Source organism: Stenotrophomonas sp. YJH_SMC_33 (assembly GCF_059372295.1).
This window is the reverse complement of sequence record NZ_JCAFVJ010000002.1, coordinates 321,149-340,590: the sequence shown is the minus strand read 5'-3', so window position 1 is coordinate 340,590 and position 19,442 is coordinate 321,149. Positions and strand designations below refer to the sequence as shown.

18 protein-coding genes are annotated in these 19,442 nt (G+C 66.9%); 8 read left to right on the top strand and 10 right to left on the bottom strand.

Annotated features, from left to right (window positions below):
• Positions 1–57: 57 nt before the first annotated feature.
• The 3 genes from AC5P9W_RS05415 to AC5P9W_RS05405 are packed head-to-tail and all read right to left on the bottom strand — an operon-like array spanning position 58 to position 2,224.
• Positions 58–447: an MAPEG family protein gene (locus AC5P9W_RS05415; RefSeq protein WP_206621634.1), complete on the bottom strand. Its 390-nt coding sequence runs from the start codon at positions 445–447 to the stop codon at positions 58–60.
• 11 nt (positions 448–458) lie between these two features.
• On the bottom strand, positions 459–1,004 hold the full coding sequence (locus AC5P9W_RS05410; RefSeq protein ID WP_019659159.1) for a DUF4019 domain-containing protein: 546 nt from the start codon (positions 1,002–1,004) through the stop codon (positions 459–461).
• 59 nt (positions 1,005–1,063) lie between these two features.
• The gene (locus tag AC5P9W_RS05405) at positions 1,064–2,224 is read right to left on the bottom strand and encodes a COG3904 family protein (RefSeq protein ID WP_206621635.1); all 1,161 of its coding nucleotides are present in this window, start codon (positions 2,222–2,224) and stop codon (positions 1,064–1,066) included.
• Positions 2,225–2,668: 444 nt separating this feature from the next.
• Here AC5P9W_RS05405 and AC5P9W_RS05400 point away from each other — a divergent pair, with 444 nt between their 5' ends.
• The 3 genes from AC5P9W_RS05400 (at position 2,669) to AC5P9W_RS05390 (ending at position 6,311) form a co-directional block, all read left to right on the top strand.
• Entirely contained in the window at positions 2,669–4,147 is a 1,479-nt protein-coding gene (locus AC5P9W_RS05400) for a DNA-3-methyladenine glycosylase 2 (protein WP_019659161.1), read from the top strand.
• Positions 4,144–4,635 (top strand): methylated-DNA--[protein]-cysteine S-methyltransferase, encoded by a 492-nt coding sequence (locus AC5P9W_RS05395; protein ID WP_021202265.1) that lies wholly within the window; start codon positions 4,144–4,146, stop codon positions 4,633–4,635. Before AC5P9W_RS05400 ends, AC5P9W_RS05395 begins: the two co-directional genes overlap by 4 nt.
• A gap of 425 nt (positions 4,636–5,060) precedes the next feature.
• Positions 5,061–6,311, top strand: a complete 1,251-nt coding sequence (locus AC5P9W_RS05390; protein WP_495218930.1) for an alkaline phosphatase family protein — start codon at positions 5,061–5,063, stop codon at positions 6,309–6,311.
• A 129-nt stretch (positions 6,312–6,440) separates the two neighbouring features.
• Here AC5P9W_RS05390 and AC5P9W_RS05385 read toward each other — a convergent pair whose 3' ends face one another.
• Both AC5P9W_RS05385 and AC5P9W_RS05380 read right to left on the bottom strand, forming a co-directional pair.
• Entirely contained in the window at positions 6,441–6,620 is a 180-nt protein-coding gene (locus tag AC5P9W_RS05385; protein ID WP_004150462.1) for a 30S ribosomal protein THX, read from the bottom strand.
• A gap of 110 nt (positions 6,621–6,730) precedes the next feature.
• Complete coding sequence (locus AC5P9W_RS05380) at positions 6,731–7,144, bottom strand: MerC domain-containing protein (protein ID WP_021202517.1); 414 nt, start codon at positions 7,142–7,144, stop codon at positions 6,731–6,733.
• Positions 7,145–7,280: 136 nt separating this feature from the next.
• On the opposite strand from AC5P9W_RS05380, the gene AC5P9W_RS05375 reads away from it, so the two are divergent.
• The 5 genes from AC5P9W_RS05375 (at position 7,281) to AC5P9W_RS05355 (ending at position 13,720) form a co-directional block, all read left to right on the top strand.
• Positions 7,281–9,488: a TonB-dependent receptor gene (locus tag AC5P9W_RS05375; RefSeq protein WP_021202516.1), complete on the top strand. Its 2,208-nt coding sequence runs from the start codon at positions 7,281–7,283 to the stop codon at positions 9,486–9,488.
• Positions 9,489–9,781: 293 nt separating this feature from the next.
• Positions 9,782–10,096, top strand: a complete 315-nt coding sequence (locus tag AC5P9W_RS05370) for a hypothetical protein (RefSeq protein WP_155029186.1) — start codon at positions 9,782–9,784, stop codon at positions 10,094–10,096.
• Positions 10,097–10,317: 221 nt separating this feature from the next.
• Positions 10,318–10,884, top strand: coding sequence for a TetR/AcrR family transcriptional regulator (locus tag AC5P9W_RS05365; RefSeq protein WP_019659167.1), 567 nt, complete (start codon positions 10,318–10,320; stop codon positions 10,882–10,884).
• Positions 10,884–12,557, top strand: coding sequence for an MFS transporter (locus AC5P9W_RS05360; protein ID WP_111101991.1), 1,674 nt, complete (start codon positions 10,884–10,886; stop codon positions 12,555–12,557). Before AC5P9W_RS05365 ends, AC5P9W_RS05360 begins: the two co-directional genes overlap by 1 nt.
• Before the next feature lie 8 nt (positions 12,558–12,565).
• Positions 12,566–13,720 carry an HlyD family secretion protein gene (locus AC5P9W_RS05355; protein ID WP_111101990.1) on the top strand — a complete coding sequence of 385 codons (1,155 nt, stop codon included), beginning with the start codon at positions 12,566–12,568 and terminating at the stop codon, positions 13,718–13,720.
• A 155-nt stretch (positions 13,721–13,875) separates the two neighbouring features.
• On the opposite strand, the gene AC5P9W_RS05350 is transcribed toward AC5P9W_RS05355, so the two are convergent.
• The 5 genes from AC5P9W_RS05350 to creD form a co-directional block, all read right to left on the bottom strand.
• On the bottom strand, positions 13,876–14,367 hold the full coding sequence (locus AC5P9W_RS05350) for a Fur family transcriptional regulator (RefSeq protein ID WP_021202513.1): 492 nt from the start codon (positions 14,365–14,367) through the stop codon (positions 13,876–13,878).
• 34 nt (positions 14,368–14,401) lie between these two features.
• Positions 14,402–15,805, bottom strand: a complete 1,404-nt coding sequence (gene gltX / locus AC5P9W_RS05345; protein WP_111098983.1) for a glutamate--tRNA ligase — start codon at positions 15,803–15,805, stop codon at positions 14,402–14,404.
• A gap of 154 nt (positions 15,806–15,959) precedes the next feature.
• Positions 15,960–17,552, bottom strand: coding sequence for a M28 family metallopeptidase (locus AC5P9W_RS05340; RefSeq protein ID WP_188250087.1), 1,593 nt, complete (start codon positions 17,550–17,552; stop codon positions 15,960–15,962).
• A 124-nt stretch (positions 17,553–17,676) separates the two neighbouring features.
• Positions 17,677–18,087: a hypothetical protein gene (locus AC5P9W_RS05335; RefSeq protein ID WP_111101987.1), complete on the bottom strand. Its 411-nt coding sequence runs from the start codon at positions 18,085–18,087 to the stop codon at positions 17,677–17,679.
• A gap of 10 nt (positions 18,088–18,097) precedes the next feature.
• Positions 18,098–19,417 (bottom strand): cell envelope integrity protein CreD, encoded by a 1,320-nt coding sequence (gene creD, locus AC5P9W_RS05330; RefSeq protein WP_188250088.1) that lies wholly within the window; start codon positions 19,415–19,417, stop codon positions 18,098–18,100.
• Positions 19,418–19,442 lie beyond the last annotated feature (25 nt).

The window sequence follows — 19,442 nt, the reverse complement described above, 5'->3', positions numbered from 1 at the left end:
GTCCGGGCCAGCATAGCGCCGCGCGCCTGACCGGCCTTGATCTGGATCAGGCGCGGGTCACAACAACGCGAACACCAGCGCCAGGATCGACAGCAGCGACACCAGCCACACCAGGCTGCGCAGGTAGGGCACGCCGGCCGCGTACAGGGGCAGATAGCCCACACGCGCCCAGAAGTAGGCCTGCGCAGCCAGCGCCGTGGTGCCGTTGCCGCGACCGGACACGACTACTGCAATGGCGGCGGCGGCGAAGAACGGGAAGGTTTCCAGGAAGTTGGCCTGGGCCCGCTGCAGGCGGCCGGCCAGCGGGCTGAGCGGCTTTGCATCGCCATCGCGTGCCGAGGCATTCCACTTCATCCCGCGCTCGCGGGTGACCACGGTGGAGGTGGCGAAGATGTACACGAAGCCGAGCACGATCGACCAGGCCAGCATTGCCAGTTCAGTTGCCATCGATCATCTCCTCAGGGTGCCGACGCACGCAGGCTGTAACCGGCCAGGCGCCACACCTGGTCTTCGTCGAAACGGAACGAGACCAGCTCGCGCACCGGCTGCGCGCTGTTGGCGAAACGGGTCGGGAAGCTGACGTTGATGTACAGCCCTTCCGGCACCGCAGCACCGGCGCTGTACTTGACCCGGGTGATGGTGGGCTGGCCACGCCCGGCCAACGCACCCAGGCGCGCACGCTCGGTGGTCAGCTGGCTGACGAAGGCGGCCTTCGGCACCGCACGACGGGCGACGGCCGAAGCGCCATCCCACAGTTCGCCGGCGCGGTTGGCATCGACCAGCTGCGCCGCCTTCAACGCAGCCGCGCCCATTTCGGCATCCTGCTTCTGCACCTGGGCCTGCTGCGCGGCGGTCAATGCCGGAGCGCCGGCGGTGGCCGGTTTCGCAGCCGCCGGCGATGCCGGGGCCGGGCGCGCGGGTGCCGGTGCCGGCGTGGCCGGCGCAGGTGCCTGCGCCAACGCAGTCAGGGGCAGCAGGGACAGCAGCAGGAGCGCGCGCTTCATGGACACCGCCGGTTCTCGAGGAAAGGACCGCAGTCTACGCCAGCGCGGTGAGCGGTTCGTCAGCGCGCGTGGGCGTTGCCTTCCACCGCCGCCGCATCGGCCTGCGCCGCAGACTTGCCTGCATCGTCGGCTGCCTGCTCGGCCATCGGCGGTTCCGGCGGTGCCGGGGGCAGCGTCGCCACATCGATCTCCGACAGCGGGCTTTCGTCCGGGCACACCGCGTCGGGAAAGCCGAAGCGCTGTTTCAACGCCTGGCCGCAGCTGTTGATCGACTCCATGTCGGCGCCTTCGCGCTTGCATTGCTGGTCGAAGGCGACCAGGAACGCGTCCTTGCGCTGCACGAAATCATCGCCGCAGGCACGCATCTGCTTGATCCGTTCCAGATCATCCTGCACCGCATTGGTCCCATCCAGGCCGTACTGGCGCAGCTCGTCCGGAGTCAGCAGGCGCAGGCTGCGGTTGGGCACGGTCATCATCAGATCGGCCACGCCCACCGCCACGCCATTGCGCTGCAGATAGTCCTTCACGTTGTCGTAGACCTCGTGCAGCTCGCGGTTGAGTTCCGCGCGCGAGGTGGCCTTGGAGCTGATCCGCATCATGCGGTGGATGCCGACCTTGCCCGACAGCAGGCGGTTGTCACCGGCGGCCAGCACGAACACGCAGGCGCTGTGGCAGATCGAGCCTTCGCGCACCCAGATGGTCCAGCTGGATTCACCGATGCTGTCACCGGCAACGATCGCCGATTCCACCTGGCCGCCGCTGGAATCCAGATCGAGGATGCGCTTGTGGATCTTCTGCTGGTCGGCGACCACCGCCAACCGCCACATCATCTCGGCGAAGCCCGGATTGATCTTGCCGGCGTAACGCACGCGCATCAGGCCGCGCTCGGCGCACGGCGCCAGCGCCTGAGTGATCTGCTCGCGCTGCAGGCCTTCCAGCTCGACACCGTCGCCGGCATCGCCAGCATATTCCGTGCTGCAGCTGACCCAGGCACGGCCATTCTCAAGCTGCGCCTGCGGCCACGGCCGATCCGCCTGGCTGCGCGGCGGCGCTGGCGGTGGCGGTGCATCGGCCGCATTGATCGACACCATGTTCTCGCCATCGCTGGCCGGTGCCCGCGCCGCCTTGTCGGCAGCAGTCACATTGCCCGGATTTTCCAGCTGGCTGCAGCCCGCCAGGGCCAGGCACAACAGGGGCAACCAGCGGCGTTTGGCGGACATCGGGCAACCAGTCTTCACGTGAGCAGGAGCCACAGTCTACCCGTCCGGGGCACCCGTTCAGCGCGTGGCACTGAACCCCTTCTGACCCTCTGGCTCCAACCTTTTCATTACAACGTCTTGCACCACTCCATCCACGCATGGCGTGGATCTACCGTGTCGACCAAGGTCGACACCCAGAGCGGGATGCCGTTCCGGCAGGCCGCGGGAAACTGTCGAAGGCGGGGTGGGTCCGGTGGCAGGGGCGTGAGCGCCATGGATGGCGCGACCGAGCTACAGGGACGTACTTGCAGCGCCCCCTGCCACCGGCCCCACCCCGCCCTCCCGCAGGAAGCCTGCTGTTGCTGTTGCCTCTGCGGGTGCAGGGCGCAGCCCTGCCCAATCCTCTTCAGCATCCATGTCCGAATGTGGCGAGTATCTCCAGCCGCACACGCCTAGACTGGCGCCATGGATACCGCCCTCGCCCTCGACACCGCCGCCTGCGACCGTGCCCGCCTGGCCCGCGACGCGCGCTTCGACGGCGTGTTCTTCACCGCCGTGCGCAGTACCGGCATCTACTGCCGCCCGGTGTGCCCGGCACCGCCACCGAAGCCGCGCAACATCACCTACTACCCCACCGCCGCTGCGGCCGCAGCTGCCGGCTACCGCCCGTGCCTGCGCTGCCGTCCTGAACTGGCACCGCAGGCCCAGCAGGCATTGGCCGGGCAGACCGTGCAGCGCGCACTCGCCCTGATCCATGGCGGCTTCCTTCAGGAGCAGCCCGTCGCGGACCTCGCGCAGAAGATCGGCCTGAGCGCGCGCCAGCTGCAGCGCCTGTTCGTTGAACACCTGGGCGCGACGCCGGCGCAGATCCACGCCACCCATCGCCTGCTGCTGGCCAAGCAACTGCTGACCGAGACCACGCTGCCGGTGACCGACGTTGCGCTGGCCGCCGGCTACAACAGCCTGCGCCGCTTCAACACCGCCTTCCTGCAGGGTTGCGGCATGGCACCGACGGCGCTGCGTCGCCAGCACCAGCCGCTGGCCGCCGATGACGGCGGCCTGGTGCTGCGCCTGGTGTATCGCCCGCCGCTGGACTTCCCGCGCATGCTGGCCTTCCTGCGCAAACGCAGCCTGCCTGGCATCGAACTGATCGGCGAAGACAGCTACCAGCGTGTGCTGGGCACGCCCGAACGCCCCACCCTGCTGCGGGTCACCGCCGACCCGAAGCGCCCGGAGTTGCGCCTGCAGCTGGGCGCGGTCGATCCGCGTCTGATTCCGGACATCGTGCGCCGCGTGCGCCGCGTATTCGATCTGGACGCGGACCTGCAGCAGGTGCACGCCGCGCTGAGCGAAGAACCCTTGCTGGCGCGCGGTATCGCCGAACGCCCCGGGCTGCGCGTACCCGGCGGCTGGGATGGCTTCGAGGTGGGCGTACGCGCCGTGCTCGGACAGCAGGTCAGTGTGGCCGCAGCCACCACCTTCGCGCGGCGCCTGGTCGACGCCTATGGCGCGCACCTGCCGGGCATGCCATCGGAATTCGATCGCCAGTTCCCGGCGCCCGAGGTGCTGGCCGAAGCGCCCCTGGAATCGATCGGCCTGCCGCGCAGCCGCGCCGCCACCGTGCGTGCGCTGGCGGCCGCCTGCGCCAGCGGCCAGCTCGACTTCGCGCCCGGGCAGGCATTGGAGGAATTCGTTGCGCGCTGCGTCGCGCTGCCCGGCATCGGCCCGTGGACGGCGCAGTACATCGCCCTGCGCGGGCTCGGCCAGCCCGATGCGTTCCCGGCCGGCGATCTTGTACTGCAGCAGGTGCTCGGCCACGCGCAGGGCCAGCGCCTGAGCGAACGTGCAACCGAAGCGCGCTCGCAACCGTGGCGGCCGTGGCGCGCCTACGCGGTGCTGCACCTGTGGCACCTGTCCGGCACGTTCGTTGGAGAACCGACATGACCCTGTTGTTCGACCGTTTCGACAGCCCGATCGGCGTGTTGACCATCGCCGGTGACGAACGTGGCCTGTCACATGTGCTTTTCCCCGAGAACCGCCATCCGGCACGCGGGCGCGATGACTGGCACTACGCACCGGATGCGCTGCCGGAAGCGCGCGAGCAACTGCTGCAGTTCCTGCACGGCGAACGCAGCAGCTTCGACCTTGTGCTGGCACCACGCGGCACGCCGTTCCAGCTGCGTGTGTGGCAGGCGCTGGCGTTGATTCCGTTCGGCCAGACCTGGAGCTACCTGCAGCTGGCGCAGCACCTGGGCCAACCCAGCGCGACCCGTGCGGTCGGTGCAGCCAACGGGCGCAACCCGCTGCCGATCATCCTGCCCTGCCACCGCGTGATCGGCAGCAACGGCGCACTGACCGGTTTCGGCGGCGGCCTGGAAACCAAGGCGGCGCTGCTGCGGCTGGAACAACGCCAGGCCCCGCTGTTCGCCTGAGAGGGCTGGCCGGGCTGCGCCCAGCACTCGCAGAGGCAACCGCAACGGCCGAAGCAACAGCAGCGTTCCGAGGCATGGCATGGTGGGTCCGGCTGCGGGGGACGCCGTCAACCCGTCCATGGGGGCTTGGCCGCGGCATCCATGCCGCGGACGCCCCCGCAACCGGACCCACCCCGCCTTCGACAGGTTCCGGCGATCTGTCCGAACGTCATTCTGCGCAACTGTTGGTAGGTGTCGACCTTGGTCGACACGGTAGATCCACGCCGTGCGTGAATGGAAGCATCAGGAATATATCTGGAGAAAAGCCCCCTTCTTGTTGAAGGGGGCGCGCCGACAGGCGCGGGGATAAGGAAAAATGCGCGGACACGGCGCGCAATAGTGCGCCGTGTCTTGGGCGCGTCATTACCTCGCACTATCATGCGCGGATGACTTCCGTACGCCTGACCTGCGCGCTGGCGCTGCTGCTGCCATTGGCCGCCTGCACCACCGCGCCCGCCCCTTCCGCCTCCGTTCCCACACCCGTCGCTGCGGCTGCGCCGCCCAAGCTGCTGCTGATCTCCATCGATGGCCTGCGTGCCGACGCGCTCGACCGCGGCCTGACCCCGAACCTGCAGCGACTGATCGACGGCGGCGTGCGTGCACGCTGGATGACGCCGTCCTATCCCTCGCTGACCTTCCCCAACCACTACACCATCGTCACCGGCCTGCGTCCGGACCACCACGGCATCGTCAACAACAGCATGGACGATGCAACCCTGGGCCGTTTCGAACTGAGCAACCGCGACGCGGTCACCACCAGCGGCTGGTGGGGTGGCGAACCGATCTGGGTCAGTGCCGAGAACGCTGGCGTACGTTCGGCCACCACGGCGTGGCCGGGCAGTGAGTCTGAAATCCGCGGCGTGCGCCCCAGCAAGTGGCGCGTGTACGACGGCAAGCAACCGCTGGAACAGCGGGCCGGCATCGTGCTCGACTGGCTGGCGCAGACCGATGCTGATGCACCGCGCCTCACCACGCTGTACATGGAACACGTGGACAAGGCCGGCCACAACTACGGCCCCGAGTCGAAGCAGTATGCCGACGCCATCGTGCGCGCCGACCAGATCGTCGGCCGGGTGCTCGATGGGCTGCAGCAGCGCGGCCTCGCCGCGACCACCAACGTGATCGTGGTCTCTGACCATGGCATGGCCAGCGTGCCGGTCGGCCAGGTGATCTCCACCGAGTCGATGGCCGACCCGGCCATTGCACGCAATATCAGCCAGGGCCAGTCGGTGGGTTTTGCGCCGGTCGCCGGCCGCGAAGCGGAAGCCGAACGCGCCCTGCTCGGACGCCACGCGCACTACGAATGCTGGAAGAAGGAGAACCTGCCGGCACGCTGGCACTATGGCACGCATCCGCGGGTTCCGGCCATCGTCTGTGTCATGGATGAAGGCTGGGATGCCCTGCATCAGGAGAAAATCGCCAAACGCGACCATCAGGATCGCGGCTCGCATGGCTACGACAATGCCCTGCCCTCCATGCGTGCCGTGTTCGTGGCCAGCGGCCCGTCATTCCGACAGGGTTTGGTGATCGATGGCTTCGACAATGTCGACGTCTACCCGCTGCTGGCGCACCTGCTGCAGGTGCCGGCCGCGCCGAACGACGGAAATCCGGAAACGCTGAAGAAGACCCTGCGCTGATCCGATTGTAGAGCCGAGCCCACGCTCGGCTGCATTGCGCCGAGGATGGGCTCGGCTCTACAAGAACGTGCATAAAAAAAACGCGGCGCCAGGCGCCGCGTTTTTCTTTGGACCGGTCGGTCGGCCGGATCAGGCCTTGGCGACGGCCTTCTTCGCCACAGCCTTCTTCGCCGGAGCCTTGGCCACGGTCTTCTTGGCAACCGGGGCGGCGGCGCCTACGGCGACCTTGCTCGCGGTGTGCGAACGGGCGTTGCCGTAGCTGGCGTTGTAGCGCTTGCCCTTGGCGGTCTTGCGGTCACCCTTACCCATGTCTTCAACTCCTCAAGTGTGAAATCTGGTTACCCCGTACTGACACGGGTTCGGCGGGGCCGCCTTGCTGGGCGCCCCCGCGCACGATCGAAAATCCTATCACGGAGCGCCTAGTGCGCGCAGCTGGCGTCGTGCACGTGGCCGTGGTTGAGGCGAAGATTGACCAGGTGGGCCACCCCCACCAGCAGGCCGCCGATGGTCATCACCACCGCATGCGGCACGGCGTTGTGGTGCAGCGGGTCGTACAGCACACCGGCCCACAACGCGACCAGGCCGGGAATCAGGAAGCCCAGCGCGCGCAGCGCGCCGTGGCGGCGGTAGCCCCATACCAGGCTGAACAGCCCGAGCAGGGTCACGAACACCACCAGCGCCTGCTCCACGCCATCGCCCAGCCAGAACGACAGGCCCAGCGAAGGCGCCGCCGCCAGCAGTACGGGAATCACCGCGCAGTGCACCGCGCACAGCATCGAACCGGTAGCGCCGAAACGGTCGAGCAGATGGCGCAGGCGTGAGGACAGGGACATGACTTCCAGCAGGGTCGGCGAATCGTTATGGAATAATATAACATCCCTTCCCGAACCGCACGGTTTCCCCTCCCCCTCTCCCATCGGCGGGATTCGTGCGCCCTGCGATTGATACAGTGTAACAAAGGACCGATCCATGCCTGCCCACACCCCACGGCTCAAGCCGCATTCCCTGGCCCTGGCCCTCGCCGCCCTGCTTCCGACCGTTGCCTTCGCCGCCAGCGAAGACGATTCCCATCGTGACCGCCACCTGACTGAACTGTCGTCGGTGCAGGTCACCGCGTCGCCACTGCAGGGCGATGCCGAATCGCTGGCCCGCCCGGTGGAGGTTCTGGCCGGTGAGCGCCTGGACGAGCAGAAGGCCGGCACCCTCGGCGATACCGTGGCCAAGCTGCCCGGCGTACAGAGCACCTTCTTCGGGCCCGGCGTCGGCCGCCCGATCATCCGCGGCCAGGAAGGCCCGCGCGTGGCCGTGCTGTCCAACGGCATGGGCAACATGGATGCATCCACCGTCAGTGCCGACCATGCCACCAGCATCGAGCCGTTCCTGGCCGACCAGATCGAAGTGCTGAAGGGCCCCGCCACGCTGTTGTTCGGCAGCGGTGCCATCGGTGGTGCGGTCAACGTGGTCGATGGCCGCATCGCACGGGAGCTGCCGGAGCGGCCGCTCAGCGGCCGCGCCGAACTGCGCGGCAATTCGGTGAACAATGAGCGCAGCGGCATGTTCCGCCTCGATGGCGTCAGCGGCAATGTCGTGCTTCATGTGGACGGCCTGGTGCGCAATGGCGACGACTACCGTATCCCTGGCTACGCGGTGATCGACAGCCTGGAAGACCACCATGACGACCACGACCATGACCACGCGGGCGAGGAAGGCGAAGAGCCGCGTCGCGGCCGCCTCGACAACAGCTCGATCCGCACCCGTGCCGGTGGCGTCGGTGCGACCTGGCTGGGCGAAGGCGGCTACTTCGGCGTGTCGGCCAGCACCTACCGCACCAACTACGGCATTCCCAACGGCGCACACGTGCACGCCGATGGCGACGATCACGGCCATGACCACGGCCACGACCATGGCGACGAAGAGGAAGGCGGCGACGAGCATGACGTGCGCATCGACATGGTGCAGAACCGCTTCGAGACCAAGGCCGGCATCTATGACCCGGTCTCGTTCCTGAAGAACATCAACGCACGCGTGGCCTATACCGACTACGAGCACGTGGAGCTGGAGGCCGGCACGCCGTCGACCCGCTTCACCAACCGTGGCATCGAAGCGCGCCTGGAAGCGGTGCAGCAGCAGATCGGTGGCTGGGACGGTGCCTTCGGCCTGCAGTTCGGCAACAGTGATTTCGGTGCCAAGGGCGAAGAGGCGTTCGTTCCGGATACAGGCACGAAGAACATCGGCCTGTTCGTGCTGCAGGAAAAGCAGTTCGGACCGTTCAAGCTTGAACTGGGCGGCCGCCACGACCAGGTCAAGCTGGACCCGACCGGTGATTACCGGCGCCGCACGTTCGGCGCCACCAACCTGTCTGCCGCCGGCATCTGGAAGCTCAACGACGCCGTTGACCTGCGTATCGGCGTGGACAGCTCCGAGCGTGCACCCACCAACGAGGAGCTGTATGCCGCCGGCGCCCACATCGCCACCCGTTCGCTGGAGATCGGCGACGCCAACCTGAAGACCGAGCGCGGCCAGCGCGTGGAACTGGGTATCCACACTCACAGTGAGCGCCTGGACTTCTCCGCGTCGGTCTACCAGACCAGGTTCAAGGACTTCATCTACCTGGCCGACACCGGTGTTACCGAAGGCCTGCCGGTCCGCGCCTGGACCCAGCAGGACGCGGTGTTCCGCGGTGCCGAGGCCGAAGCGCTGGTGCACCTGTTCGAGGGTGGCGCCGGTGACTGGGATCTGCGCCTGTTCGGTGACTACGTGAAAGCCAAGCTGGATGGCAGCGGCAGCCGCAACCTCGACATCGCCGTGCCGCACGGCGACCACAACCACAATTACAACGTGGAACTGGCCAACACCGGCTACCTGCCGCGCATCGCCCCGGCCCGCGTCGGCGCCGACCTGCGCTGGTCGAAGGACGGCTGGCGCGCCTCGGTCGGTGCGGTGCGCTACAGCCGCCAGAAGGACGTGGCGCAGAACGAGGAGCCGAGCGATGGCTACACCCTGGTCGACGCCCACCTGGCCTACCGCTGGGACCGCAACGCCAGCAACAGCTACGAGGTGTTCCTGGATGGCAGCAACCTGACCAACCGCGAAGTCCGTCCGCACACCTCGCTGCTGCGCGACTACTCGCCGCTGCCGGGCCGTGGCGTCGCATTCGGCATCCGCGCGTTCTTCTGATCGGCTTACGCCGCCGGAACATTACCTGAGGGGGCCGAAAGGCCCCCTTTTCTTTGTCGCATATGGCATGAACTGGTGGAAGCGGCGCACTACCGACGCATCACCATCTGCTACGCGGCTAGACTCAGCCCGGTGTCAATCCAATAGACAAACTGAGCGGAAACATTTGCACGGCCCTGAGTCTCGATGCCGAACTGGAAGAACGCTTCCTTGCAATCGCCAAACGCGGGAGAACCGCTTGGCTGGCCGGCGACATCGCGGAGGCAGAGCATCGCTTCCTTGAAAGCTGGGACATGATTCCAGAGCCCAAGTCATCCTATGACCACGCCCAGAGTTCATCGTATGGAATAGCAGTTTTCTATCGCGATACCGCCCAGTTTGAGAAGGCCAGAGCGTGGGCGACGGTCGCCAGAGACACTTATGGACAAGGAGAAGCCTCAAGCGAGTACATGGACGAGCTCCTTGCAACGATTGAGTTCGAATCGGGAAACCTTGATGCAGCCTACGCGCTGTTCGAACCGCAGCACCGCAAGTACGGCAGACGTGCCTTTGAGGGCCATGAGAAGGGGTTCATTGATTTCATCAAGAGCAGGAAGAAGGCCAGATGAGCGGATCAGCCACCGGCTAGCCGCATCCGTTCCGGCGCCAAGCCTTTTCATCCACGCATGGCGTGGATCTACAGCAACTCCAGCGGGGGGCCTTCGGGCCCCGCTTTCGTTCAGATTCTCACCATCACGTATCCGTCACAAAGATGTGCGTACGACAACAAGCGGACAATCCCGTCACTCAATGTCTCGCCAACCGGACACTAATGTCCGAAAATATACCCATGACTGCCCAACGTGCCGATGCTGCTGCCCGCCGTGCCCTCATCCTCGACGCCGCCGATCATGTCTTCGGCCAACATGGCGTCACCGCCCCGCTGGATCTGGTGGTCGAACGCGCCCAGGTGGGCCGCGCCACCCTGTACCGCAACTTCCCCGACCGCACCGCGCTGATCCAGGCGCTGCTGCAGCGTACGGTCGACCGCATCCGGCGCCAGGTCGAACAGCTCGGTGACCGCGACGACGCCCTGTTCGAGGTATTCGAGGGCATGGCCCAGCGCATCATCGATTCGCCGGCGCTGGCCGATTACTGGCGCGCGGTCGATTCGGACGTGCCGTCCATGCGCGCTGCGCGCGAGACCGTGCGCGACCTGCTGGAGGAACCGATCGCGCGCGCCAAGGCCGCCGGACTGTGCCGTGCCGACCTGGAAAAGACGGATATTTCACTGATCTCGGGCATGCTGGGTGCGGCCCTGCGCGGCAAGACCCGCGACGAGCGCGCCCAGTTGGCCGGGCGCGCCCTGCAGCTGCTGCGTGGGGGTCTCCAGGGAGCTGCCAGCGAGGCCCGTTGATGGTCCAGCCGTATCTGAAGCCGGTTCCGGATTGGGAGGAACATGAGAAGCCGACCATGCCCGGCTCGGCGTCGATGCCCTGGCACCCGCCGTACCGGCGCGCGGCCTATGCGCTGGTATCGTTGCTGGTGGCGATCACCGGCGGCCTCGGCAATGCGCTGGTTACCGCCAACCTGCCGTTCCTGCAGGGCCAGCTGGCGCTGACCCCGACCCAGGGCAGCTGGCTGGTAGCGGCCTATGCGATGGTGAATGTCACCGCCAACCTGTTGGCCTTCAAGTTCCGCCAGCAATACGGCATCCGCCTGTTCGCCGAAATCGGGCTGGGCCTGTACGCGGCGTTGGCGGTCCTGCACCTGTTCGTCGGCAGCTTCGAGACCACGATGCTGACCCGAGCCGCCAGCGGCTTCGCCGGCGCGGCCTGTTCGACCTTGGGCACGCTGTACATGCTGCAGGCGCTGCCGCGGCGCTTCACCGGCAATCTGCTGGTGGTCGGCGTCGGCCTTTCCCAGCTGGCGGTGCCGATCGCCTGGATCGTCTCCCCGGGCCTGGTCGATACCGGCCAGTGGCACCAACTGTACTCGTTCGAGGCCGGCCTGGCCCTGTGCGCCTTCGCCGCAGTGGTAGTGCTGAAGCTGCCGCCGGGCATCCAGGTGAAGGCGTTCGAGCCACTGGACTTCCTCACGTTCGCGCTGCTCGCCCCGGCCGTCGCCCTGCTGGTGATCGTGCTGGCGCAGGGCTACACGCGCTGGTGGCTCAATACAGCGTGGCTGGGCTGGGCGCTGATCACTTCGATCGTGCTGTCCACCACCGCCTTGATCATCGAGCACTACCGGCGTAACCCACTGCTGCAGATCCGCTGGCTGTCGACGCTGCCGGTGCTGCATTTCATCGTCGGCGCCTTCCTGATCCGCTTCCTGACCACCGAGCAGTCCTACGGCGTGGTCAACCTGATGCGCACGCTGGGCATGGGACCGGACCAGATGCGGCCGCTGTTCGTGGTGATCCTGGCCGGGGTGATCACCGGAATCGCCGGTGCCTCGCTTACCTTCGGCCCGAAGCGGCTGATCGCCCAGCTGCTGATGGCGATCCTGCTGCTGGGCGCCGCCGCGTTCTTCGACCAGCACCGCACCAGCATGGATCGGCCGCACGACTTCTACGCCAGCCAGTTCCTGGCCTCGGTCGGTGCGGGCATGTTCATGGGGCCCCTGATCATGCTTGGCATCTCTGCTGCGCTGAAACAGGGCGTGGACCACATGATCACCTTCCTGGTGACGCTGTCGATCACGCAGACGCTGGGCGGCCTGGCCGGCTCGGCGGTGCTGGGCACCTTCCAGCTGCATCGCGAGCAACTGTATTCCAGCGCGCTGACCAGCCAGCTCGATCCGGCCGATCCGGTGGTAGCGCAACGCCTGCGTCTCCAGCAGCAGCTGTACAGCGCCCAGATCACCGACCCGGTCCTGCGCAGCGCACAGGGCAGCGCGCAGCTGGCACAGACCACGCGCCGAGAAGCCAACGTGCGTGGCTTCAACGATGTGTTCACCCTGAGCGGCTGGCTGGCGATCGGTTTCCTGTGCTGGTTGCTGCTGCTGTCGCTGCGTACCGCCGTACTGAAGCAATGGCGCAAGCGCCACCCGCCCGTGTCCACCGCGGCCACGCCGGCCGCATCCCGTTGAGTCCCCCCATGCCTCCCGTGCCGCCCCGACCCGACGACGCCGACAACGTCACCCCGCCGCCGCCCACCGACGCGGCGCCCGCGTCCACGCCGGTAGAACCCGCGGTCGCGCCGAAGTACCTCAAGCCCAGCGCGCGCAGCGTGGCGGTGATGGTGATTGTCGCCCTGCTGGGCATTGCGCTGATCCTGCGTGCCTGGCACCTGTGGCCGTTCACCAGCAGCGTGATGGTGACCGACAACGCCTATGTGCGCGGCCAGATCACGGTGATGGCGCCGCAGGTGAACGGCTATGTGACTGAGGTGCTGGTGAAGGACTTCCAGCACGTGAAGGAAGGCGAGCCGCTGCTGCGCATCGATGACCGCATCTATGCGCAGCGTGTCGCCCAGGCGCAGGCAACGCTGGACAGCGCGCGTGCGGCGCTGGCCAACTCCGACCAGTCGCAGGCGCAGAACCGTGCGCAGATCGCCTCGGCGCGCGCCACGCTCTCGGCCGGCCAGGCCGAACTGCAGCGCTCGCGCAACGAGCTGAAGCGCTACGAGGAACTGGCCGCACAGCAACTCGTGTCGATCAATGACCGCGACAAGTTCCGCACCAGCCAGGCCTCGGCGCAGGCCAGCGTGCAGCAGTCGCAGGCGCAGATCCGCATCGCCGAGGAAACGCTGGTGTCGACCCAGGTCGCGCGCAAAAGCCTGGAGGCCCAGGTGGAAAGCGCGCAGGCGCAGCTGGAGCTGGCCCGCATCGATCTGGCCAATACGGTGATCCACGCACCGCGCGACGGCCAGATCAGTGAAGCCAGCGTACGCGTGGGCCAGTACGTCGCGGCCGGCTCGCAGCTGCTGTTCCTGGTACCTGACACGCTGTGGGTGGTGGCCAACTACAAGGAAGGCCAGACCTGGGGGATGGCGATCGGCCAGCCGGCCACGTTCTCGGTGGACGCGTTCCAGGGGCAGGTGCTGAAGGGCCGTGTCGAAGAGATCGCGCCCGCCACCGGGTCGGAGTTCAGCGTGTTGCGCCCGGACAATGCCAGCGGCAACTTCACCAAGGTGGTGCAGCGGCTGCCGGTGCGGATCTCGATCGATCCGGGTCAGGCACTGGCGGCGCGGCTGCGGCCCGGCATGTCGGTGATCGTGCGGGTGGATACGGCAGGCAAACCCATGGACTAGGGCGCGCCCCTGCAGGACTCGGCTGGGTAGAGACGGCTGGGTAGAGTCGACTGTTAGTCGACTATCGCGCGCAGGGCGGGTTGCTCTTGGGCTTCACGGAAGAGCAGTCGACTAACAGTCGACTCTACCGCCGACCGACTCTACCGCCGACACGATCAACCCGCGCAGCGCGCGCAGAGACCGTGCACTTCAAGGGTCTGTGCCTGCGGCTGGAAGCCCAGTTCCTTGGCGCGCTTTTCCAGCTGGCTGACGATTTCCCGGTCTTCCAGTTCCACCGCGCTGTGGCAGCTGTTGCAGATCAGGAACGGCACCGAATGCGCGGCGCTGCTGGGGTGGTGGCAGGCCACGAAGGCATTCACCGATTCCAGCTTGTGCACGAAACCATTGGCCATCAGGAAGTCGAGGGCGCGGTACACGGTGGGCGGGGCATCAGCACCCACACCCTTGCCGTTGCGCACCCATTCCAGCAACTCATAGGCCTTGACCGGCTTGCCGGCCTCGGCGATCAGCTTCAGTACATTGGCGCGGATCGGGGTAAGGCGCAGCCCGCGTTCGCGCGAGACACGCTCGACCACCGCCACGAAATCCGATGCGTCGTGGACGTGGTGGTGCGGGGCGGTACAAGCAGTGGCGGTCTTGGCGGACATGCGCGTTCTCCGGTTCGGGCCTGGCAAGGATGCCTCAGGCCGTTGCTACCTTGGTGATGGCCACATCGATGCGTTTCAAGGCCTGCTCGCGGCCAGCCAGGTACACGGTATGGGAAATGTCAGGACTGACCTGGGTACCGGTGATGGCCACGCGCAACGGCTGGGCGACCTTGCCCATGCCGATCTCCAGCGCGGCGGCGACGTCGTGCAGGGCCACGCCCACCGACTCGGCGGTCCATTCCGGCAGGGCTGCCAGCAGCTCGCGGGCCTTGCCCAGCGCCACCTCGGCACCGGCCTTGAAGTGCTTGGCCACCGCCGCGTCATCGTACTCGGTCAGCGGCTGGTACCAGACCACGGCTTTCTCGGCCATCTCCTTCAGGGTCTGCACGCGTTCACGCAGGGCGATCACCACGTCCTCCGGTGCCGGTCCGGCAGCCACGTCCAGCCCCAGCTTCTGCAGCTGGTAGACCAGGTGCGGCACGATCGCGGCCACATCCTCGGTCTTCAGGAAGTGCTGGTTGACCCAGCCCAGCTTGGCCATGTCCAGTCGCGAGGCCTTGGAGTTGCAGTCCTTCACGTCGAACAGCTCGATCAGCTCCTGGCGGCTGAACAGCTCCTGGTCACCGTGCGACCAGCCGAGGCGGGCCAGGTAGCTCAGCAGCGCATCGGGCAGGTAGCCGGCGTCCTTGTACTGCATCACGTCGGCCGCGCCGGTGCGCTTGGACAACTTGGCGCCCTGCTCGTCCAGGATCATCGGCATGTGGCCGAACTTCGGCACCGGCGCACCAATGCCTTCGTACAGGTTGATCTGGCGCGGGGTGTTGTTGATGTGGTCGTCGCCGCGGATGACCTCGGTGATGCCCATGTCCCAGTCGTCCACCACCACCGCGAAGTTGTAGGTGGGGTAGCCGTCCGGGCGGAAGATCACCATGTCATCCAGCTCGCTGTTGGCGATCTCGATGCGGCCCTTGATCAGGTCGTCGAACACCACCGTGCCTTCCAGCGGATTCTTGAAGCGGATGACGCGGTTCGGGTCGTCCCTGTAGGGCAGGCCCAGATCGCGCGCAGCGCCGTTGTAGCGCGGCTTCTCCTGCCTGGCCATGGCAGCCTCGCGCATCGCGTCCAGCTCTTCGCGGGTCTCGTAGGCGTAGTACGCCTTGCCCTCGGCGATCAGCTGCTCGGCCACTTCCTGGTAACGGGCAACGCGGTCGGTCTGGTAGATCGGGCCTTCGTCATAGTCCAGGCCCAGCCACTCCATCGCCTCCAGGATGGCGTCGATCGCACCCTGGGTGCTGCGTTCACGGTCGGTGTCCTCGATGCGCAGCACGAACTCGCCGCCACGATGGCGGGCCTCCAGCCAGCAGTACAGCGCGGTGCGGGCACCACCGATGTGGAGGTAGCCGGTGGGACTGGGGGCGAAGCGGGTGCGGCAGGTCATGGACGGCTCGAGGAACGGGACTCCCCCGATTTTACCAGCCCGCCGCCCCCGACGGAAAAAGGGGACGGAGGGGATTAAGTCGCGATTGCCCAGCCCGTGGGCACTGCAACCGGGAAACGGAGGGGAGATGCGACTTAATCCCCTCCGTCCCCTTTTACGGTTCCACCTTGCGCGGGAACGGCTGCTCGCGCATCGCGGCGTTGTAGGCGAACGAGGCGACGATGGCAGCGGCCTGCTTCAGGTCTTCCGGCTCGGCGTGGTCCCAGGTGTCCAAGTGGCTGTGGTGCACGTTGGTGAAGTAGTCCAGCCGGTCCTGGATGAACTGGAAGCCCGGCAGGCCGATGCGGTCGAAGCTGATGTGGTCGGTGCTGCCAGTGTTGCGGGTGGCCACGGTGGTGGCGCCCACGTCATGGAACGGCGCCAGCCAGGCTTCGAAGATGGGCATGGCCGCCAGGTTTTCCTGAGCGTAGATGCCACGGAAGCGGCCCGAGCCGTTGTCCATGTTGAAGTAGACCTGGAACTTGCCGTAGTCGCGGGTCTTCTGCAGTGCGCCGGTCGGCTCGCGCAGCGACGCCGGCAGCGCCTTCTGCGCCGGGTCAGTCGGCTCCGGGAACTTGCCGAAGTGCTTGGCCACATAGGCCTGCGAGCCGATCAGGCCCTGCTCCTCGCCGCTCCACAGCGCCACGCGGATGGTGCGCCTGGGCTTGGCGCCGGTGGCCTTGAGGATGCGCATCGCCTCCATCATCACCGCCACGCCGGCGGCGTTGTCGGCCGCACCGGTGCCGCTGTGCCAGGAATCCAGGTGCGCGCCGATCATCACCACTTCATCGGGCTTGCTGCTGCCACGGATCTCGGCCAGCGTGTTGTAGCCGGGCTGGTCGGCCTCGTCGGTGAAGCGTGCGGCCACATCCACGCGCAGGCGCACGGTCTGCTTGGCCTCCAGCGCGCGTACCAGCGGATTGAAGTGCTCGCTGATCATCGCCAGCTCGGGAATGCCCACCGACTCACCGGCCTTGCGCGAACCACCACCGGCAACGCGGATGATGCCGTTGTCCCAGCTGCTGATGCCGATCGAGGCCAGCGCGCCCTCTTCCACGAAGAAGGCATTGACCTTGGCCGCCAGCTGCTGGCGTTCCTGGTATTCCTTGACCCGCTTGGCGCGCTCGGCGGTGGCGTCCTTGTCCTTGGGCAGGGTGAACTCCTGCAGGCCCTCCAGCGAGGTGGCGTCGTGGCGGTGCGAATCGGGCTCGGTGCCCCGCTTGTATTCGCGTGCCTCGCCCAGCAGGAGGATCTTGCCACGCAGCTTGCCGCGGTACTTCTCTATGTCTTCGGACTTCTTGATGTCGACCTGCACCAGCTCGCCTTCGACCGGGCCCTTCGTACCGGGGGTCCAGGCCTTGGGCAGCGCATGCAGCGGCTGCACGCGGTCACCCAGCATTTCCACGCTCGCCGAGGTGAATTCCCAGCCACGGCCGAAATCATCGAAGGCTTCGTCGTGCACGTTGTCCAGCTTCCATTCGCTGAACTTGCCGCGGGTCCACGCGTTGGCGCGGCCCATCGCCGGCGAATTGGTCAGGCGCGCGCCGATGCGTTCGGTGAGGTAGCTGAAGGTATCCATCACCTGCGAACGGTGGAAGGCCTCCTGGCGGATGCGGCTGACCATGTCCAGGTCCACCGGTTCGCGCTGCTGCGCCATTGCATTGCCACCCATCGCCAGCGCTACAGCCAGCACGCCCCACTTCAACACATCGCACCCCTGCCCTTCGGCTCGATCTTCAACCCATCGAGTCTAGCCAGCAGGGGCGCGCCGATACCGTCCCATCGGTCATGGACAGCAGTAGATCCACGCCATGCGTGGATGAACAACCCGATCACCCCCTCCACCCCAACCACAACTGCGCCCGCTCCGGCAGCAACAACAACCAGTGCCGCCGGTCGATACTGCTGCAGCCGTACACCGCCGCGTGTGCCGGCCAGTCATCGGGCAGGCCGTCGATGCCGATTTCGGCCAGCGCTTCCGCCCCGGCCTTCCAGGGCCGGTAGCGCGGCACCCGTCCGGCCACTGCGCCACGTCCCTGCCGCGCACCCTGCAACCAGCCCAGGCCCTTGCCCCGCAGTCCTTGGCAGGTCGCCGCCGCCAGCTGGAAGCGGACCAGGCCGGGGGCGATCCGTGCCCCCGGCAGGGCCGCCAGCACGCCATGTGCCTGCAGCAGTGCATCCACTTCCAACAGGGCCGGAATACCCTGCCGTGCCCGTTGCCGCAATCCCTGGCGCCAACTCATGGCCTGCTCCTTACTTCAGGTCCGCGCCGAGCGCGTACCAGTCCACCCGACGGGTCACCCACATCGCCAGCGCCAGGATCACGAACAGCAGCAGCGAACCCATCAGCAGCGCATTGTTCTCCGACACCAGCAGGCCATACAGCGCGCCGTACAGCACGGTCAGCAGCGCCGCGAAGCCGAAGCCGCGCTTCCAGTGGCCCAGCACATTGGCCAGGTACACCGCCTGCAGGCCGATGCAGGCCACCGCCGAAACCAGGTAGGCCTTCCAGAACGCGATGTGCTCGGACAGGCTGATCAGCAGCAGGAAGAAGATCGCCAGCGCCAGGCCGACCATCAGGTACTGCAGCGGGTGGATGCGCAGCGACTTGATCAGCTCGAACAGGATGAAGCCGAGGAAGGTCAGCAGCACGAACAGCACGCCGTACTTCGAGGCACGGTCGGCCTGGGTGTAGGTATCGACCGGATCGACCAGCGACACCGTCACCGCCTGCGAGTCCACCGAACCGTCATTGCGCAGCTGCCGCTGTGCGTCGGAGGCCAGCGAGGACACCGCCCAGCGCGCATCGAATCCCTGCGCATCAACGCGGCGCTCGTTGGGCAGGAAAGCTCCGCTGAACGACGGATGCGGCCAGCTCGAACGCAGCGCGATGTGGGTGTCATCGCCCACCGGCACCACCGACAGCATGCGACTGCCATCCAGGCGCAGCTCCAGTTCAACGGTGCTGGCGGCCAGCGTGCCGCCGTGGTCTTCGGCAAACCCGGTCACCGGTGCATGCAGACCGCGTCCGACTTCGCTGGCCGCGCCAACGCCCGGCAGCAACCGCAACTGCTTGCCATCCACGCGCAGGTTCGGCGTACCGACCAGGCCGCGCACATCGGAAATGCCCACCGCCACATACGGCTTGCCGTAGCTGCGACCGGCCTTCACCGGGTAGTCGTCTGCGGCGAAGGTCGCCTTCATCTGGCCGTTCCAGCTGTACACCGGCACCTTGAACAGCCCCACCTCGCGCTGGCTCGGCAGCATTTCGCCGCCCACCTCCAGCGATGCCGGCATCTGCAGCCAGTGCCCCTCGGTGACCTGCACTTCGGTCTTCTTGACGCCCAGGGGGTCGACCAGTTCAACCTGCTTGCGTTCCACCCATGGCACCACCCGCACCGGGCCCACCAGCTGCTGTGCGCCGGCGCGGCTGTCGGCCACCCGCGAGAAAGCCTCGTCGCGGTACGCACTGCGTTCGTTGATGACACTGCGGATCATCGTCAGCGGAACCAGCAGCAGCAGGATCAGGCCGCCGACAATGGCGAAGCGCAGCAGCATCTTCAGGGATTTCATGGTCCATCCTCGTTGGAGAGGACTG

Coding starts and splice junctions, on each gene's coding strand:
- AC5P9W_RS05360 (WP_111101991.1), top strand. CDS start 10,884: ATGGTCCAGCCGTATCTGAAGCCGGTTCCGGATTGGGAGGAACATGAG.
- AC5P9W_RS05385 (WP_004150462.1), bottom strand. CDS start 6,620: ATGGGTAAGGGTGACCGCAAGACCGCCAAGGGCAAGCGCTACAACGCC.
- AC5P9W_RS05405 (WP_206621635.1), bottom strand. CDS start 2,224: ATGTCCGCCAAACGCCGCTGGTTGCCCCTGTTGTGCCTGGCCCTGGCG.
- gltX (WP_111098983.1), bottom strand. CDS start 15,805: ATGACCTGCCGCACCCGCTTCGCCCCCAGTCCCACCGGCTACCTCCAC.
- AC5P9W_RS05410 (WP_019659159.1), bottom strand. CDS start 1,004: ATGAAGCGCGCGCTCCTGCTGCTGTCCCTGCTGCCCCTGACTGCGTTG.
- AC5P9W_RS05390 (WP_495218930.1), top strand. CDS start 5,061: ATGACTTCCGTACGCCTGACCTGCGCGCTGGCGCTGCTGCTGCCATTG.
- creD (WP_188250088.1), bottom strand. CDS start 19,417: ATGAAATCCCTGAAGATGCTGCTGCGCTTCGCCATTGTCGGCGGCCTG.
- AC5P9W_RS05375 (WP_021202516.1), top strand. CDS start 7,281: ATGCCTGCCCACACCCCACGGCTCAAGCCGCATTCCCTGGCCCTGGCC.
- AC5P9W_RS05395 (WP_021202265.1), top strand. CDS start 4,144: ATGACCCTGTTGTTCGACCGTTTCGACAGCCCGATCGGCGTGTTGACC.
- AC5P9W_RS05400 (WP_019659161.1), top strand. CDS start 2,669: ATGGATACCGCCCTCGCCCTCGACACCGCCGCCTGCGACCGTGCCCGC.
- AC5P9W_RS05365 (WP_019659167.1), top strand. CDS start 10,318: ATGACTGCCCAACGTGCCGATGCTGCTGCCCGCCGTGCCCTCATCCTC.
- AC5P9W_RS05380 (WP_021202517.1), bottom strand. CDS start 7,144: ATGTCCCTGTCCTCACGCCTGCGCCATCTGCTCGACCGTTTCGGCGCT.
- AC5P9W_RS05355 (WP_111101990.1), top strand. CDS start 12,566: ATGCCTCCCGTGCCGCCCCGACCCGACGACGCCGACAACGTCACCCCG.
- AC5P9W_RS05335 (WP_111101987.1), bottom strand. CDS start 18,087: ATGAGTTGGCGCCAGGGATTGCGGCAACGGGCACGGCAGGGTATTCCG.
- AC5P9W_RS05350 (WP_021202513.1), bottom strand. CDS start 14,367: ATGTCCGCCAAGACCGCCACTGCTTGTACCGCCCCGCACCACCACGTC.
- AC5P9W_RS05415 (WP_206621634.1), bottom strand. CDS start 447: ATGGCAACTGAACTGGCAATGCTGGCCTGGTCGATCGTGCTCGGCTTC.
- AC5P9W_RS05370 (WP_155029186.1), top strand. CDS start 9,782: ATGATTCCAGAGCCCAAGTCATCCTATGACCACGCCCAGAGTTCATCG.